The sequence below is a fragment of the Propionispira arboris genome, from assembly GCF_900109225.1.
Taxonomy (GTDB): Bacteria; Bacillota; Negativicutes; order Selenomonadales; family Selenomonadaceae; genus Propionispira; species Propionispira arboris.
Genome location: NZ_FNZK01000021.1, coordinates 55,509 through 72,672, shown reverse-complemented (window position 1 = coordinate 72,672; position 17,164 = coordinate 55,509). Strand labels below are relative to the sequence as shown.

General features: G+C 33.8%; 15 protein-coding genes. All 15 read left to right on the top strand.

The window, feature by feature from the left end; translation table 11 throughout:
* Positions 1–11 precede the first annotated feature (11 nt).
* The 15 genes from fliS to BMY14_RS17265 all read left to right on the top strand — a co-directional run bounded on the left by fliS (position 12) and on the right by BMY14_RS17265 (position 17,158).
* Positions 12–428 carry a flagellar export chaperone FliS gene (gene fliS, locus BMY14_RS17335; protein ID WP_091834622.1) on the top strand — a complete coding sequence of 139 codons (417 nt, stop codon included), beginning with the start codon at positions 12–14 and terminating at the stop codon, positions 426–428.
* Complete coding sequence (locus tag BMY14_RS17330; RefSeq protein WP_019555471.1) at positions 415–762, top strand: hypothetical protein; 348 nt, start codon at positions 415–417, stop codon at positions 760–762. Before fliS ends, BMY14_RS17330 begins: the two co-directional genes overlap by 14 nt.
* A gap of 178 nt (positions 763–940) precedes the next feature.
* Complete coding sequence (locus BMY14_RS17325; protein WP_091834619.1) at positions 941–2,284, top strand: flagellin N-terminal helical domain-containing protein; 1,344 nt, start codon at positions 941–943, stop codon at positions 2,282–2,284.
* Between the two features lie 149 nt (positions 2,285–2,433).
* A complete protein-coding gene (locus BMY14_RS17320) occupies positions 2,434–4,284 on the top strand; it encodes a glycosyltransferase (protein WP_091834616.1) in 1,851 nt (616 codons plus the stop codon).
* The gene (locus BMY14_RS17315; RefSeq protein WP_091834613.1) at positions 4,281–6,113 is read left to right on the top strand and encodes a glycosyltransferase; all 1,833 of its coding nucleotides are present in this window, start codon (positions 4,281–4,283) and stop codon (positions 6,111–6,113) included. Before BMY14_RS17320 ends, BMY14_RS17315 begins: the two co-directional genes overlap by 4 nt.
* A 276-nt stretch (positions 6,114–6,389) precedes the next feature.
* Complete coding sequence (locus BMY14_RS17310) at positions 6,390–8,837, top strand: CDP-glycerol glycerophosphotransferase family protein (protein WP_091834611.1); 2,448 nt, start codon at positions 6,390–6,392, stop codon at positions 8,835–8,837.
* Positions 8,838–8,860: 23 nt separating this feature from the next.
* Entirely contained in the window at positions 8,861–9,847 is a 987-nt protein-coding gene (gene pseB, locus BMY14_RS17305) for a UDP-N-acetylglucosamine 4,6-dehydratase (inverting) (RefSeq protein ID WP_091834608.1), read from the top strand.
* Positions 9,847–11,001 (top strand): UDP-4-amino-4,6-dideoxy-N-acetyl-beta-L-altrosamine transaminase, encoded by a 1,155-nt coding sequence (pseC, locus tag BMY14_RS17300; protein ID WP_091834605.1) that lies wholly within the window; start codon positions 9,847–9,849, stop codon positions 10,999–11,001. Before pseB ends, pseC begins: the two co-directional genes overlap by 1 nt.
* The gene (locus BMY14_RS17295; RefSeq protein WP_091834602.1) at positions 10,994–11,890 is read left to right on the top strand and encodes an aldo/keto reductase; all 897 of its coding nucleotides are present in this window, start codon (positions 10,994–10,996) and stop codon (positions 11,888–11,890) included. Before pseC ends, BMY14_RS17295 begins: the two co-directional genes overlap by 8 nt.
* 59 nt (positions 11,891–11,949) lie before the next feature.
* On the top strand, positions 11,950–12,753 hold the full coding sequence (locus tag BMY14_RS17290; protein ID WP_091834599.1) for a cytidylyltransferase domain-containing protein: 804 nt from the start codon (positions 11,950–11,952) through the stop codon (positions 12,751–12,753).
* Positions 12,722–14,017 (top strand): aminotransferase class III-fold pyridoxal phosphate-dependent enzyme, encoded by a 1,296-nt coding sequence (locus tag BMY14_RS17285; RefSeq protein ID WP_091834596.1) that lies wholly within the window; start codon positions 12,722–12,724, stop codon positions 14,015–14,017. The genes BMY14_RS17290 and BMY14_RS17285 overlap by 32 nt, the downstream gene beginning before the upstream one ends.
* A 4-nt stretch (positions 14,018–14,021) precedes the next feature.
* Complete coding sequence (gene pseG / locus BMY14_RS17280) at positions 14,022–15,086, top strand: UDP-2,4-diacetamido-2,4,6-trideoxy-beta-L-altropyranose hydrolase (RefSeq protein ID WP_091834593.1); 1,065 nt, start codon at positions 14,022–14,024, stop codon at positions 15,084–15,086.
* A 40-nt stretch (positions 15,087–15,126) separates the two neighbouring features.
* Positions 15,127–15,777: a formyltransferase family protein gene (locus tag BMY14_RS17275; protein WP_177177649.1), complete on the top strand. Its 651-nt coding sequence runs from the start codon at positions 15,127–15,129 to the stop codon at positions 15,775–15,777.
* 12 nt (positions 15,778–15,789) lie between these two features.
* Positions 15,790–16,476: a formyl transferase gene (locus BMY14_RS17270; protein WP_091834590.1), complete on the top strand. Its 687-nt coding sequence runs from the start codon at positions 15,790–15,792 to the stop codon at positions 16,474–16,476.
* A complete protein-coding gene (locus BMY14_RS17265) occupies positions 16,469–17,158 on the top strand; it encodes a PIG-L deacetylase family protein (RefSeq protein ID WP_091834588.1) in 690 nt (229 codons plus the stop codon). Before BMY14_RS17270 ends, BMY14_RS17265 begins: the two co-directional genes overlap by 8 nt.
* Positions 17,159–17,164 lie beyond the last annotated feature (6 nt).

The following is a 17,164-nucleotide window of genomic DNA, read 5'->3' as shown; positions in this document are numbered from 1 at the left end:
GGAAATAAATAATGTATAATAATGCAGCACGTACTGCAGAGACCTATCGCACGCAACAGGTAATGACGGCAACGCCGGCAGAACTTACGCTTATGTTATATAATGGTGCAATTAAATTTACAAGTGAATCTATTAAATATTTGCAGGTGAAAAATTATGAGCAGATGAATACAAGCTGCTTGAAAGCGCAAAAAATAATTACAGAGTTTATGGTTACGTTGAAAATGGACTATGATTTTTCACAGGATTGGCTCGCAATTTATGATTATATCCGGCGCTGCTTAATTGAAGGAAATCTGAAAAACGATACGATAAAACTGGAAGAGGCCAAAAATTTAATCACGGAGCTTAGAAATACCTGGCATGAGATTATCAAAATAGATAAAGCCAATAAATCTGGTGGTGATATGGATCATGTGCAAGCCTGAACAAGAAGAGCAAGCAAAAGAAGATTGGCAGCAATTTGCAACAATTAGCAAGGAAATGGATAAATTTCTCGATAAAAATGATACGGATGTTTTTTTGGACTTACTTCGGCAGCGAACGTTTTTTGAAGAGAAAATTAAAACGAATCCAGAGCAAAGTTTTATTAAATCCCCGCAAGGTCAGATTCTTTTAAAGGAAATTATTCGTGTGAACAAGGTTCTGTTGCAGAAAACACATATCTGGCTCAATAAAACAAAAACCAATCGAGATGTCAGTCAGGCCTACGAATCATTGGGATATACGAATCAAAGCTTTCGCTGGGATCAAAAATTTTAAAAAAAATAAAAAAAAGATAAAAAAACACTTAAGGTATCCTTATTCTTTACGATATATATAGTAAGAAAGTCAAACAGCAGAAGTAACTGGACGATCGACAGAGAAACTGCTGTAATACTTTACAAGTTTAGGTAGGATGCCTAAATTATAAGTTTTTAAAATCAAGGAGGAAAATAAAATGTCATTAGTAGTTAAAAATAATTTATCGGCTTTAAGCACATTAAACATTATGAATACCAATAGTACAGCCCTTAATAAAAGCTTGAAAAAAGTTTCTTCAGGTATGAAAATCAACAGTGCAGCTGACGATGCTTCTGGTTACCAAATTTCTGAAAGAATGAGAGTTCAGATTAAATCTTTGGATCAGGCAAATCAAAATGCACAAAATGGTTCGTCATTATTGAAAACTGCTGAAGGTGCTGTAAGCTCCACAGTAGAAATCATCAAAACTTTAAAGCAGAAAGTTTTAAATGCAGCCAATGGTACAAATACAGATAGTGATTTAGCAGCAATTCAGTCTGAAATGAATCAATCTATTGACCAGATCAATGATAATGCCAATGTAACATTTAATGGTAAATATCTTGTTGATGGTTCAGCTTCCAGTGCAACTTCAGCTACAAAATCAGCTTTTACAAATCAATCTTTAGGTACAGCAACAACAGGCAACAGTACTCTTGCTAGTTTGACAAACCGTGATGGAAAAAGTTTAGGTATTGTTAGTGGCGATAAGATTTCTATTTCGTATGTTGTAAATGGGAAAACTGTTACAACATCCATCAGAATTACAGACGGTGCTTCTGGTACTAAAATAAGTGATATTATCGGTCAAGCAACTGGGTTGTCTGTTAATACAACGGCTACTAGCGTTGTTGGTACTGGTGCGACTCCAGCTACAAATAATAAAGATGGTCAGGGCTATACGGTTCACTCAACAGATGGCAAAAATGTTCTTACCATTGCGACTACAACGGCTGGTGTTTCTAATGCACTCGCAGGTTTTACAATGAATGTTACCGATAAAGATGGTAATGCTAAAAAAGATGTAAATAAAGTATTGGATAATTTCACAGAAGCTATTACGGCACATGATTTATCTAAAGATCACAGTATTCAATTGCAAGTTGGCACGAAAGCGAATCAGACTATTAGTGTTGGTTTGAGTGATATGGGTGCAAAAGCACTTGGCCTCCAAGGACAGTCTTCAACTACCACGTTCAATCTTGATGTTACAACACAAGAACGTGCAACAGCAGCTATTGATGTCCTTGATAAAGCTTTGCAAAAAGCTTTGACACAACAAACAAAAATCGGTTCCGCTGAAAGCCGCTTAGATTACACTTCACAGAACTTAACAACTTCCAGCGAAAATGTAACAAATGCTGAATCTACAATTCGTGATGCGGATATGGCTAAAGAAATGACTGAGTACACGAAAAATAATGTATTAAAACAAGCTTCACAAGCAATGCTTGCTCAGGCAAATCAATCAGGTTCAGGCGTACTCAGCTTATTACAATAATTTCTAGTAATGCAGGCGTTGGACAAAAGAAACAGGAGAATGGGTGTGCAGCCATTCTCCTGTTTTATTATATTAAGTCAATAGTTGAAGATATTTTAGAAAAATAAAGTTTGTTCAAGTATTGATTTATATAAAGGAGACTTAAAATTATGCAGATTTCAGCTTGTGTAATTGTAAAAAATGAAGCCAAAAATATTAGCACTTGTCTTGAAAGCGTACAAAAAATTGTACAGCAGATTATAGTTGTTGATACCGGTTCAACGGATGATACTGTGGATTTGGTAAAAAAATATGGTGCGGAAGTTTATCATTATGAATGGAACAATGATTTTTCGGCGGTAAAAAATTTTGCATTAGGGAAGGCAAAAGGCGACTGGGTCATTTTTCTTGATGCAGATGAATATATTTCTGCAGAAACGGCTGGAAACGTACCCAATATTATCAAACAATACGGTAAGGGGTGTGATGGATTTATCACCCATATGAGCAATATTGATATTGATGATGATAATAGATTGATTGATGAGTTTTTTATAACGAGAATTTTTCGCCGCGATCCAAATCTTTGTTTTGCGGGTACAGTTCATGAATATTTAATGCATAAAAATCGGAAAAATCGCTGGTACAAAATAGAACGTTCTGAATTAGAATTATTGCATACCGGCTATTCGAGTGGCCGGGTACGAAGTAAATGTGAACGCAATTTGAAAATATTACACAAACAGTTGACAAATGACCCCAATAATGTTGATCTATATCGCTATTTAGCAGATGCATATTATGGTATAGAGGATTATGACCAGGCGATCAAGTATGCACGTCAGGATTTAGCGACGGGCCGCAAGGAAATTTCTTATGCTAGCAGATCTTATCGTGTTTTACTGAATTCTCTGCAGCGCCAAGGAGCTGATTTTGCCAGTCAGGAAGAGGTTATTCAGGAATCCATTAAAGCCTTTCCGCTTTTACCGGATTTTTATGCGGAATATGGTGTACTATTTTTTAATCAGGGACAATATGATAAGGCGGAAGAAGCTTTTGGTCGTGCTTTTGCTTTGGATGCGGTTTATGATGATATGGAAACCAGCCTTTTTCACAGTAAAGTCGGGCTCACGTATTTGGTTTTAGGGAAGCTTTATGAATATAAAAATGATTATGCAAAAGCAATTGAAGTTTATCAGAAAATACTGGCAGATGATAAATATTTAATCAATGCTTTTTCGCCGCTCTATCAATTGATTTGTGAGGAAGATCCTGTTTATTGTATTGCTTTTTTAAACTCACTTTATGATAAAACCAAGAAAATGGATTTGGAATTTTTAATTGCCAATATCCAGCCATTGCAGCGAGGAAAAATTTTAGCTTATTATATGCAAGCTTACAAAAAACTTGTAAAAGAAAAAAACATTGATGTTTTAGCTTTAATAGCTGCTGGAAATTATTCAAAAATACAAGTATTATCTGCTGGGCAGCTGCAAGCGGACCAAGAGTTTGCAGTGCTTTCAGCTATGCTTATAAAGGACTACAAACAAATAGAAAATCTATTACCATATTTCTTGAGCGATTATCAAAAGATCATAGTACGTTTCTATCAAGCAGAAGCACCGATGCTGTCTTCAAAAGAATTTGCTGCTTATCAAGAAATTTTACTGCAGTTATTTCAGGTCAAGGAGCCGCTTGTCTTACAGCAATATGTTAAATTAGCCATGGATTTTTCTTTAATTGAAAGGTTGGCTATTGCAAAAACATTAAAAAATAACGGATATTATTTTGTGGCTGTTGAGCTTTATAAGAATATTTTATCATTTGAGTTAGTCAATGGGAAAATGGAAGTTCTTTATGAACTAGGCTATTGTTATTATAGATTACAAGATTATAATTTAGCACTTCAGTTTTTTGAAGAAGCGAAACAGCTAGGTATGAACAATAATGAAATAGATGGATTTATTATTTGGAGTAATGAAGCTTTAGGCAATAAAGTAGAGCAGGTGGTGGAAGTATGAAGATTTCTGCTTGTATAATAACTAAAAATGAAGAAAAAAATATGGAATCCTATTTTGCAAAAATTCAAGGGCTTGTTCAGGAAATAATCTTGGTAGATACAGGATCTACCGATCGAACGGTTGAAATTGCCCGCAGTCATGGAGCAAAAATATATCAGTATGAATGGAAACAAGATTTTGCTGCTGCCAAAAATTATGCTTTGCAGCAGGCAACTGGCGATTGGATTGTTTTCCTTGATGCTGATGAGTACTTTACGAGTGAATCAATTGAAAATCTAAAAAAATATCTAAAAACAGTACATAACAATAAAAAATGTGATGCTATTGGTGTTCGCATTGTTAATATTGATATTGATAAAGATGATCAGGAAATTTCATCTTTTGTTAATATACGTATTTTCCGCAATCGCCCAAATTTGCGCTACAAAAATGCGATACATGAAGAGGTTTATAACACCAAAGGGACTGTTCATATTTTTATGCTGGAAAATGACATTAAGGTCTATCATACAGGTTATTCAAGCAGTATTGCCAGAGAAAAAATGCAACGCAATTTAGCAATTTTGTTAAAAGAAATTGCCGAAGAAGGGGAAAAGCCTATCCACTATCGTTATTTATGCGATTGTTATCATGGATTGGATGATTATACAAATGCGATTAAATACGGACGGCTTCATATTGAGGCAAAATTATCATCTTTAGGGGCGGAGCAGACAGTTTACGATAAGGTAATTGATGCATTGATCAACAGTGAAGCAGATTCTAATGAAATCAGAGCAGAAATTAAGCGTGCTATTCAAAAATTCCCCAATGCTCCTGATTTTTATTGTGCCTATGGAAGATTTGCCTGGCTGCAGAAAAACTATGAAATGGCGCTTCAATATTTCTTAAAAGCAATTTCACTAAGTGAGCAGGAAAGCAAGGGCTCTTACCAAGCAAATTCGTTTGATGGACACTTGACAGCAGTTTATTTTTTTATGGGAGAAATTTATTTTTTTAAAAATCAGAATGAACAAGCTTTAACGTACTATTGCAAATCATTGTTGCGCTATAAATATAATGCAGAAGTATTTCAACGTGTGTATCGGTTGTTGATGAATGCAGACCCGATTGAGATTATTTCTCTTTTTAATGGTATATACGAACGTACACAAAAAGATATATCATTCATTATAGAAAATTTGTCGAACTGCCCAAAGAATAAAATATTTGTTTATTATAGTAATATTTTGACGCGTGATTTCTCTGTTGAAGTGGATTCTTTATGGCAATATCAAATGCTGGGCTTAGGAAATTATCAGAAACTTTATGTGACAAGTATGGAATCAATGATGCAAAATAGCCATATGCTGGCGTCAGCATGTATTGCACAAAACAATAAGCAATTAATGAATGAACAACAATATATAAAGGCTTTAAATGAAGCTTTTAAAACGGTTGTGTTGCGCTTTTATGACGAGACTTTAAAGTTAAACGAGGAATTATTTCCTGTTTATGCAACGATACTGAAGGAACTTTTATTGATTCATTCATCGTCACTAGATCATTACTTAGAACTGGCAGAGGACTTTTCAAACGAAAATATTTTAAAAATAACAAAAATATTGGAAGAAAAGAAAAAGTATAGTAAGGCATTAAATGTATATAGACAAGTTTATTTAAGACTTTCGCTGAGCAATCCTTCAGAGTATTATGAAGGTATAGGGTATTGTTCGTATAAATTAGGTCTCTACGCAGAGGCTGCAAGATATTTTGATAAAGTATTGGAAAAAAATCCAGAGAATCTAAAAATTTTACAGTTTAAAACTTGGAGCGAGGCGCGTTGCTAAGCTCCATGAGGCGGCCACTCTTATTATATATTTTATATTGGTAAATATTAAAGCGAATGCGATAGTGAACGGCACATCGTATTCGCTTTGATTTTGTAAATTTATAAAATTGATTTGAGAGAGAAAATAATTTAAGTTTTTCGTGGATTTTTACGATATAATATAAGTATATTTAAAATTTAAACTGAAATTTATAGTGAAAAAATCATCTTTGTATAGTAGATAGACTATAATTTATATTTTATGGAAGATACAAACATATGAGGCGGTTAAAATATGAGGAAAATTGTACAAAAACAGATTATGGATATGATTCCCGCTATATGGGATGGCGTGCAATATATTCAAACAGCAAAGCCAAATGGTGCGGTGCAAGTATTGGATGATTGCTTGCTTGCAATGGAAACTTTGCAGGAATCGTTTCGTTCGGGGCTATCGCCACAACGATTTCTGTATTATAAACAATATTATGATCAAGTTGTTTTGGCAATGAAGCAGCTAAAAGATAAAGGAGACACTGAAAATCAGATTATTGGTATTTATAATGGACTAGATAAAATGCTCAGCGATATCACCCATGAAGCAGAAGTAAAAGTCGAAATTCTGTTTTTACCTTATAAGGCATCGATGTGGGACAGTTTAGAAAGTATCTGGCTGGCAGCAAAAGATGATTCAAAGTGTGATGCGTATGTTATGCCAATTCCTTATTGTGATCGAAATCCAGATGGATCACCAGCAGAATGGTATTGCGAAGCAGATCTTTTCCCAGAATATGTGCCAGTTACTGATTTTAATCAATATGATATTGCCAAGCGCAAACCAGATGTAATTTATATACATAATCCCTATGACGAATATAATCGGGTAACGTCGGTAGATCCTAAATATTATTCAAGTGAGTTAAAGAAAAATACTGATATGCTCGTGTATGTGCCGTATTTTGTTGTTGGTGATTTTTTAGGTGAACATTTTTGCCAAACTCCAGGGGTTGTTAATGCAGATCGTGTTATTTTAGAATCGGAAGCGGTTAAGAGACTATATGAGCTGTATTATCCAGGTGGTAAAGCACCTGAAAATAAGTTCTTAGCTTTGGGGTCACCTAAATTCGATAAAGTTCTAAATTCTACTAGAGCGGATTTTAAATTACCTGCAAAATGGCAAGTTTTGATGCAAGGGAAAAAAGTCATTCTTTATAATACAAGTTTAGCTGCAATGTTACAAAAGCCGAGTGAAACGAATGAGAAGTTAAAATATGTTCTATCTATATTTAAAAACAGAAAAGATGTCGTTCTTTGGTGGAGACCACATCCTTTGATTAAAGCGACAATGCAGTCGATGCATCCGGAAATCTTTCATGAGTATGAGAGTATTGAACGCGAATATAAGGCGGTAGCTTGGGGAATATATGATAATTCTGCAGACTTGAATAGGGCTATAGCTTGGTCTGATGCTTACTATGGAGATCGGAGCTCTGTTGTATCACTTTATAAAGTAACAGGCAAACCAGTGCTGATAGAGGACATGAGTATTTTAAGCGAGCCGAAATCATATATGTTATCATTTTCAGATATAGAAAGTGATGGAGAAAAAACATGGTTTATTCCATCATTATTGAATGGTCTATTTGAATTGGATTTAGTCACAGGAAAACTGAACTTTTTAGCTCTATTTCCCAATGAAATTTTGAATGATCGATATAAGCATATTCTTATAAAGAAAATTAAAAATAGATTATTAATAGCACCTTGGTATAGTAGTGTACTCATGGAATATGACTTAATAGAAAATACTTTTAGGGAAATAACGCTTCAAATTACAAAAAATCTTTATCCTGCATTTGGTGAAGTTTTTAGGATAATAGGAATGGTACAATACAAAAATTATGTTTTTTTATTTGGCTTGCAACAAGCTATTGTTCGTTATAATTTAAACACACGCAAATGTGAATATTATACAAAATGGTTTAAACTAATTGAGGCTGAATTTACTAAAGAAAAAGTATTTTGTTTGCTGAATTCTTTTTTTAGTCATGATTCAAAAATATTTTTTTTCCTACAACAAACGAATGGTATTTTAGAATTTGATATGAAAACAACAAAAGCAAGATTGCATAGGGTGGGAAATATTGAAAATTCTTATAATGGAATGGTTTTTGATGGTAGATTTTATTGGTTAATAGATGATAGAAAAGGGAAAATCATAAAATGGAATTATAAGGACGGTTTAATAGAAGAAAATCAAGAAATTTTACGACCTTTTATTCAGCAGAATATGACTTTGAAAAAAACATTGTTTCGCGATGAGGCTCTGATACTATTTATGGATAGTGATATAAATAATGATGGAATTATTTTAGCGGTGCGACTTTCGAATAATAAAATTATATCTTGGGAAAAATTAGGAGATATAGGGTGCAGTTTCGTCAAAGAAACAAGTGATGGAAGTGTTTTGGTATTAGAAACCTTGAATGGAATTTTGAGGAAATTTGATGAAAATATAAATATATCTAAAAATTTTAGAATGAATATATCATCATGTTTATTGAACCAGTTAAAGGACAAGGAGTTTATATCTATTTCGTCTAATAATACCTTTTATGAAGATTGTTCTATACAGAAATTAATCGGTTTTATAGAGCATACTATTCGTCTAAATAACAAAGAAAATAAACAATGTAGCATTTTAAAAACTGATGCGGGTAGAAAATATATATTTTTAAAATGAACTATGATGAGAAGAGGGTAACAGTGTTTAATAATAGATCTATATTAATTACGGGTGGGACAGGATCTTTTGGCAAAAAATTCATAAAAATATTACTGGAAAAATATCAACCTAAAAAAGTAATAGTTTATTCGAGAGATGAATTGAAACAGTTTGAAATGCAGCAGATATTTAATCAACCATGTATGCGCTATTTTATTGGTGATGTACGAGATGAATATAGGCTGGAACAGGCATTTTATGGAGTAGACTATGTGGTTCATGCTGCGGCGTTAAAACAGGTACCAGCAGCAGAATATAATCCCATGGAATGTATCAAAACGAATGTAAATGGTGCTCAGAATGTTATTAATGCAGCGATAGCATGTGGTGTGCAGAAAGTAATAGCACTTTCTACGGACAAAGCGGCAAATCCAATTAATCTTTATGGAGCAACTAAACTTTGTTCAGATAAACTTTTTGTTGCGGGAAATAATCTTGTTGGTGATAGACCAACAAGATTTTCAGTTGTAAGATATGGTAATGTTGTTGGGTCTCGTGGTTCGGTCGTACCATTTTTTAAAAACCTTATAAAAAATGGTACATTAGAACTGCCCATTACTGATGAACGCATGACTAGGTTTTGGCTTAGATTGGAAGATGGCGTAGATTTTGTTTTGAAAAATTTTTCGCGGATGCAAGGTGGAGAAACATTTATTCCAAAGATTCCTTCTATGCGGATTATGGATTTGGTAAAAGCTATTGATCCAAGGGTACAAACGAAAATTGTAGGTATACGTCCCGGTGAAAAACTGCATGAAATTATGTGTCCGGCGGATACCTGCTATGAAACGCTAGAGTTTGCTGATCATTATGTGATTAAACCAAGTATCAGTTTCACTCAAGCCGTTGACTATACAAGAAATGCAATAGGAGAAACAGGTAATCCTGTTGATGACGGATTTGAATATAATTCTGGAACAAATCCATTTTTTTTGACAGTAGAAGAATTAAGAGAGATGAATAAATAATGATATATTATGGTAAACAAAGCATAAACCAAAAAGAGATTGATGCTGTAGTTAATGTTTTGAAATCTGATTTTTTGACGCAAGGACCCGCTATTGAAAAATTTGAACAAAAAGTAGCAGCGTATTGTGGGGTGAAGTATGCTGTAGCTGTAACGAATGCGACATCTGCATTACATATAGCTTGTTTGGCAGCTGGGCTTGCGAAAGATGATGTGTTATGGACCACACCGAATACTTTTGTAGCCTCGGCCAATTGTGCACGGTATTGTGGTGCTGCGGTTGATTTTGTGGATATAGATACTGATACTTACAATATGAGTGTTGATCAATTGGAAACTAAGCTGAGAAATACAAATAAAAAACCGAAAATTGTTGTACCAGTCCATTTTTCAGGACAATCTTGTAATATGAAACGAATTTATGAATTAGCACAGGAATATAATTTTACGGTGTTAGAAGATGCCTCACACTGTATCGGTGGGGAATATAAGAATACAAAAATCGGGTCGTGTAGGTATTCTGATATGACCGTATTCAGTTTTCATCCAGTTAAGATTATTACTACTGGAGAAGGTGGGATGGTACTGACAAATGATGATATTTTATACAAAAATTTGCAACTTTTTCGTAATCATGGTATTACACGTGATGAATCGTTCTTAAAGGGCAAAGCAGATGGTCCATGGTATTATCAGCAAATTAATTTAGGATTTAACTATCGAATGACGGACATGCAAGCAGCTTTGGGGTATAGTCAAATGGACCGGTTAGATGAATTCATTATTCGCCGTAGATACTTGGCTGACAGATATAATGAGCTGTTAAAAGATTTACCGTTAACATTACCTTATCAGCACCCAGATACAAATTCATCATGGCATATTTATGTCGTACGATTGGATTTATCAAAAGTTAAATTAAACAAGAAAGATATATTTTATAAAATGAAGACAAAAGGAATTATATTGAATGTGCATTATATTCCAGTGCATACTCAGCCGTATTATCAGCAATTAGGGTTTAATATGGGGGATTTTCCTAATAGTGAAAACTATTATGCAGAAGCTTTTACATTACCGCTATACTATAGCTTAACAGATGAACAACAAACTAATGTGGTAGATGTGTTGAAAGAAGTTTTGGAAAATGCTTGATAAGTTGTGTTTAGGAACGGTTCAGCTTGGGTTAAAATATGGAATTAAAAATGAAATTGGGCGTCAACCGACCCATGAAGAAAGTTTTTCTGTGTTACAGGCGGCTATTGAAAATGGTATAACGTATTTTGATACGGCAAGTGTTTATGGAAATGCTGAGGCGATTTTGCGAGAATTTGGAATTGGGCATTATGATGTGAACATTATTTCAAAGCTGAAACCAAATATAGACAACAATGGTGCTGGAGATACAGCGAAGGTGGTACAGCAAGAAATTGTAAAATCTTTGTTGAATTTGGGTGTGGATTTTTTAGACGGCTATTTATTGCATGAAGCAAAGGACTTTTATCATACAGAAATCATAAAGGGCTTACAGGTTTGCAAGCATAAGGGATTGGTGAAAAATATTGGCATTTCTGTTTATGAACCGGAAGATGCTTTAAATGCTGTTAATAGTGGAAAAATTGATTATATTCAAATCCCTTATAATGTATTTGATCAGAGACTTGATCAAACTGATTTTTTTGAAATAGCAAAAAAAAATCATGTAACAGTTTTTGCGCGTAGTGCTTTTTTGCAAGGACTTTTATTGATGCGTATTGAAGACGTGCCTAGATACTTGATAGAGGCGATACCGTATTTGGAAAAATTTGATGATACTGTACTGAAATTTGGCTATTCGCGGCGTGAAGCGGCATTTTTATTTAATTATTGCCATAATGGAATAGATAAGATTGTTTTTGGGGTAGACAATGAAAGTCAACTGATGGATAACTTGAAAATAATAGAAAAGGCCAATGGATTTATAGAATGTTATAATGCATTATGTGGAACTTTTCGCAATATAGAAGATGAAATTATTATGCCAAGTCGGTGGATAAATACTTGAAATTTTTTGAGGTTGATGTATACAAAATTAAGAAGATGCATTTGTAGAGGTGTAATGAGATGATTCTAGCGATAGTTCAGGCAAGAAGTTCGTCAAGTAGATTACCAGGGAAAGTTCTAAAACATATATTAAAAAAACCTATGATAATTCATGAAATAGAACGAATTCAAAGAAGTTTGTTTATTGGAAAAGTTGTTTTAGCAACTAGTAATGCGTGTAACGATGATGAACTATCAATGATTTGTAGACAGTATGGTATTGAAGTTTTTCGTGGAAATCTCAATGATGTTTTGGATCGCTATTATCAATGTGCCAAACAATATCAACCCGAGCATGTAGTTCGTTTGACAGGAGATTGTCCGCTGATTGATTGGAAAATTATTGATGCGGTAATTATGAAGCATATTGAAGAAAACAATGATTACACTAGCAATACATTAGAAGTTACTTATCCAGATGGGCTGGACGTAGAAATTATGAAGTTTTCAATACTAAAAAACGCTTGGGAAAATGCGCAACTGCCTTCTGAACGTGAACACGTAACGCCATATATTCATCAGAAGCCGCAGTCGTTTCGATTGGGGTGCCTGAAAAATAATATTGATTTATCAAAAATGCGTTGGACTGTTGATGAACTTGATGATTTTGCGGCTGTTACAAAAGTCTATGAATATTTATACCCAAGTAATAAGGTATTTTTAATGCAGGATATTGTTGAATTATTAAAAAGATACCCAGAAATCGAAAAGATGAATAATAGTTATCAGCGTAATGAGGGAATGAATAAATCGTTGAAAGACGATAAAATTTTTTTGGAGGAAGGCAAAGTATATGGTCGAAATATTAAAGAGACATTTAGATAAATCAAACCAAATATGGAGTGAGGCTTCGAATATCATATTATCAGGATGCCAGCTTTATAGTAAAGGTCCGGAAACACATATCCAAGGTGTTTCACCAATTTATATTGAAAAAGGTAAAGCAGCACATGTGTGGGATCCAGATGGCAATGAATATATTGATTATGATATGGGCCTTGGACCAATACTTCTAGGGTATCAATATCAGGCTGTAGATGATGCAGTTATTGCTCAACTAAAGAGAGGTATGGGGTTTTCTCTTGTTGCACCTATTGAGGTGGAATATGCAAAACTTTGTGTAGAAAATATACCTTGTGCAGAAAAAGTTCGTTTTTTAAAAACTGGTTCTTCAGCAACGGAAGGTGCTGTTCGTATTGCCCGAGCGTATACTGGGAAAAAGCATATTATTCGGGGCGAATACCATGGTTGGCATGAATGGACAACTGCAGCAGAAAGTGTTAGGCAAGGCGGAATTATTGATGATGTTCGCCAATATGTACATATCTTTGATTATAATGATTTTGATGAATTGGAAAAATTATTTAAGACCTATGCACGCGAAGTGGCGGCGGTTATTATTGAACCAGTCATTCTCGATGAACCAGAAAAAGATTTTTTGAATAAAGTTCAAGAATTATGCCATATTAATGGTGCATTGTTGATATTTGATGAAGTTGTTGATGGTTTTCGTTTCAGTATCGGTGGTGCCCAAAAATATTTTGAAGTGACTCCTGATTTGGCGACGTTTGGCAAGGCGGCAGCAAATGGAATGCCATTGTCTATCATTGCCGGTAAGCGTGAGATTATGGATACAGTAGATAAACAGATCTTCATTTCTACGACATTTGGTGGGGAATGTTTATCTTTAGCAGCTGGAGTTGCTGTTATGAATGAACTTAAAAACAAAGATGTTACAGAACGTATTTGGAATTTAGGTAGAAAGATTAAATCAGAAACGAATAAAATCGCACAGCATATTGGTGTTAATATTGAATTAAAGGGATATCCTTGTCGAATGGGCTTTGAATACAAGGATTCAAATGGGAAAAAAGATTGGTTATATAATTCTATTTTCATGCAGGAATGTGTAAAGCGCGGAGTATTGCTTGGCTGGAGTATATTTCCTTGTTATAGTCATACCGACAAGGATATTGATTTTACTTTGAATGTATTTGAAGATGCTATGAAAGTTTATAAAAAGGCATTACAATCAGGTAATCCGGCTTCCTTTATGGAAGGTGAACCATTAAAAATCGTATTGGGATGATAGAATGAATATAGTTTTTCGTGTAGATTCATCAACACAAATAGGTAGTGGACATGTAATGCGCTGTATCACTTTGGCAGGGAAATTGAGAAAAGAAAATAATGCTGAGATTATGTTTATTTCACGAGATTTGCCAGGTAATTTAAATGATGTTATTCAAAAGAAAGGGTATTCTTTAATTGTTTTGCCACAATGCGAACCACAAAATGAGATAAAAGGTTATGAAAAATGGCTGACCGTGACGCAACAACAGGATGCAAATGCATGTATTAATGTATTACAAAAACAATGCAAACCTGATTATTTGATTGTTGATAGCTATGCGATTAATGAAGAATGGGAAAAGAAACTCAGACCATTTGTGCATAAAATTATGGTGATTGATGATTTAGCAAATCGTAGACATGACTGCGATGTTTTATTGGATCAGAATTTCTATTTAAATAAGAATTTTCGTTATAAGGGATTAGTGCCATCACACTGTCAGCTGTTATTAGGTCCGAAATATGTTCTTTTGCGTGAGGAATTTTATGAGGCACAAAAAAAAATGCGCAAGCGTGATGGGAAAATATACAATATCTTAATTTTTTATGGTGGCAGCGATTTGACCAATGAAACAATGAAGGCGTTAAGGGCATTAGCAATGCTTTCGTTACCGAAAGTTTTGGTCAATGTCATTGTAGGAGAAGGCAATCCATATAAGGATGAAGTTGCGGAGTTTTGCCAGCAGCATGAATTTATGAAATATTATTGCCAAGTGGATAATATGGCAGAATTTATGAATCAAGCAGATTTAACATTAGGTGCTGGTGGTACAACTACATGGGAACGTTGCTTTTTGGGCTTGCCAGCAGTTGTAACGTCAATTGCTGATAATCAAATACAAATATGCAAAGATTGTGCAGAAGCAAGGTACGTTCTATATTTAGGAAGCGAAGATTTCGTTACGGAAGAAATTATTTGCAAATTTATTGAGAAAATATTTTTCCAGAGTGAAATGCTTTTAACATTAAAAATACGATCATTTGAACTAGGCAAAGGAGATGAGTTTGTTTTTTTATTCGATTAAATTATTTAATAGTGATCGTGTGGAAGGTGGAAAACAAATTATGGTGTCTTATAATATAGCAATTGTATATGATCAAGATTCTTGGATCACAAGCTATGTAGATATTTTAGAAGAAAAATTAGTCATATTAGGACATCAAGTTAAAAAATTGTATCATTTTGATAAAAAAAATCGATATGACTTTGTTTTCTTATTAAGTTATTCAGAGATTGTAAAAAAAGAATTTTTACAATTAAATAAACATAATTTGGTGGTTCATGAAAGTGATTTACCAAAAGGGAAAGGATGGTCTCCACTTACATGGCAAATTTTAGAAGGCAAAACACAAATTCCTATCACGTTATTTGAGGCAACTGAAAAAGTTGATAATGGTGAAATTTATTTGCAAAAAAATTTGATGTTTGATGGATTTGAATTAATTGGCGAATTAAGAGAGGTACAGGGGAATATTACTATAGAGCTGTGCTTAGATTTTGTGTGTGATTATGAGAAAATTGTAAAGAAAAGACGTAAACAGATCGGAAAGGGGACTTATTACTCTAAAAGATTACCTTCGGACAGTAATCTAGATATAAATAAGACAATAAAAGAACAATTTAATTTATTGCGTGTTGTAGATAATAAAAAATATCCTGCCTATTTTGAGATGGAAAATCATAAATATATTTTGGAAATCCGCAAAGAATATTGAAGGTGAATTTAGATGAATAATATTGTTGTTTCTAGTAAAAGTTGGCATAGAAACTATATTAGAGAAATTGAACAACGCACAAACAGTAATATTGTTTATATAGAAAAGCAAGAGTTATTGCTAAAAAATTTTTTGGAAGAATATCAACCTCGATATGTTTTTTTCCCGCATTGGTCATATATTATAACCCCAGAAATTTATGAGAATTTTGAGTGTGTGATTTTTCATATGACAGATTTGCCTTTTGGTCGTGGGGGAAGCCCCTTGCAAAATCTTATAGTACGTGAAATTTATGAAACGAAGTTATCGGCTTTACGTTGTAATCAAGAATTAGATGCTGGTGATATTTATATGAAAAAAAAGCTTTCATTGTGGGGAAGTGCTGAAGAAATTTATTTGCGAGCAGCTGAACTTACGAAAGAGATGATAATTGAACTTATACAAAAGGATATTAAACCTGAACCACAACGAGGTGCCCAAGCTATTTTTAAACGGCGTACCCCCTTGGAAAGTGATATCAGTAAATTAAATGATTTAGGAAGAATATTTGATTATATACGAATGTTGGATGCAGATCAATATCCAAATGCGTTTCTAAATACAGAACAGCTTCATATGGAATTTACAAGAGCCTCATTAAAAAATGGATATATTCAAGCAGATGTTAAGATAAAGCTGAGGACAGATAAAGATGAATAAAAAAGTTTTGGTGGTTGCAGCACATCCAGATGATGAAATTTTAGGATGTGGTGGAACCATATTAAAGCATATTTCCAATGGTGATGATGTCCGCATTATCATTATGGCTGAAGGATTGACTAGTCGGAATGATATGAGAGATATAGAGAAATATCAACATGAATTAAATGTATTATATAAAAATACCTGTCAAGTTGCAGCTTTTATGGGAGCCAAAAAGGTGAAACAGTGTAATTTTCCAGACAATAGAATGGATAGTATTGCATTGTTAGATGTGATTAAACCAATAGAAGAGTATATGGGTAATTTTCAACCAGATACGGTATATACTCATCATGCTGGAGATGTAAATATTGATCACATGATAACTCATAATGCAGTAATTACAGCGTGTAGACCTTTACCAGGACAAAGTGTACACACTCTTTTATTTTTTGAAACTTTATCAAGTACTGAATGGCAAATGCAGACGAGTGATAAGGTTTTTTTACCAAATTGGTACGTAGATATTAGTAACTTCTTTGAAAAGAAGATTAAAGCATTGAGATTCTACGAATCGGAAATGCGAGAATATCCCCATCCTCGTTCTTATAAAGGGGTTGAAATATTAGCTAAGTCTAGGGGCCTTATAATTGGAACGGAGTTTGCAGAAGCATTTTCAATTGGAAGGATAATTCGATAGGAGATG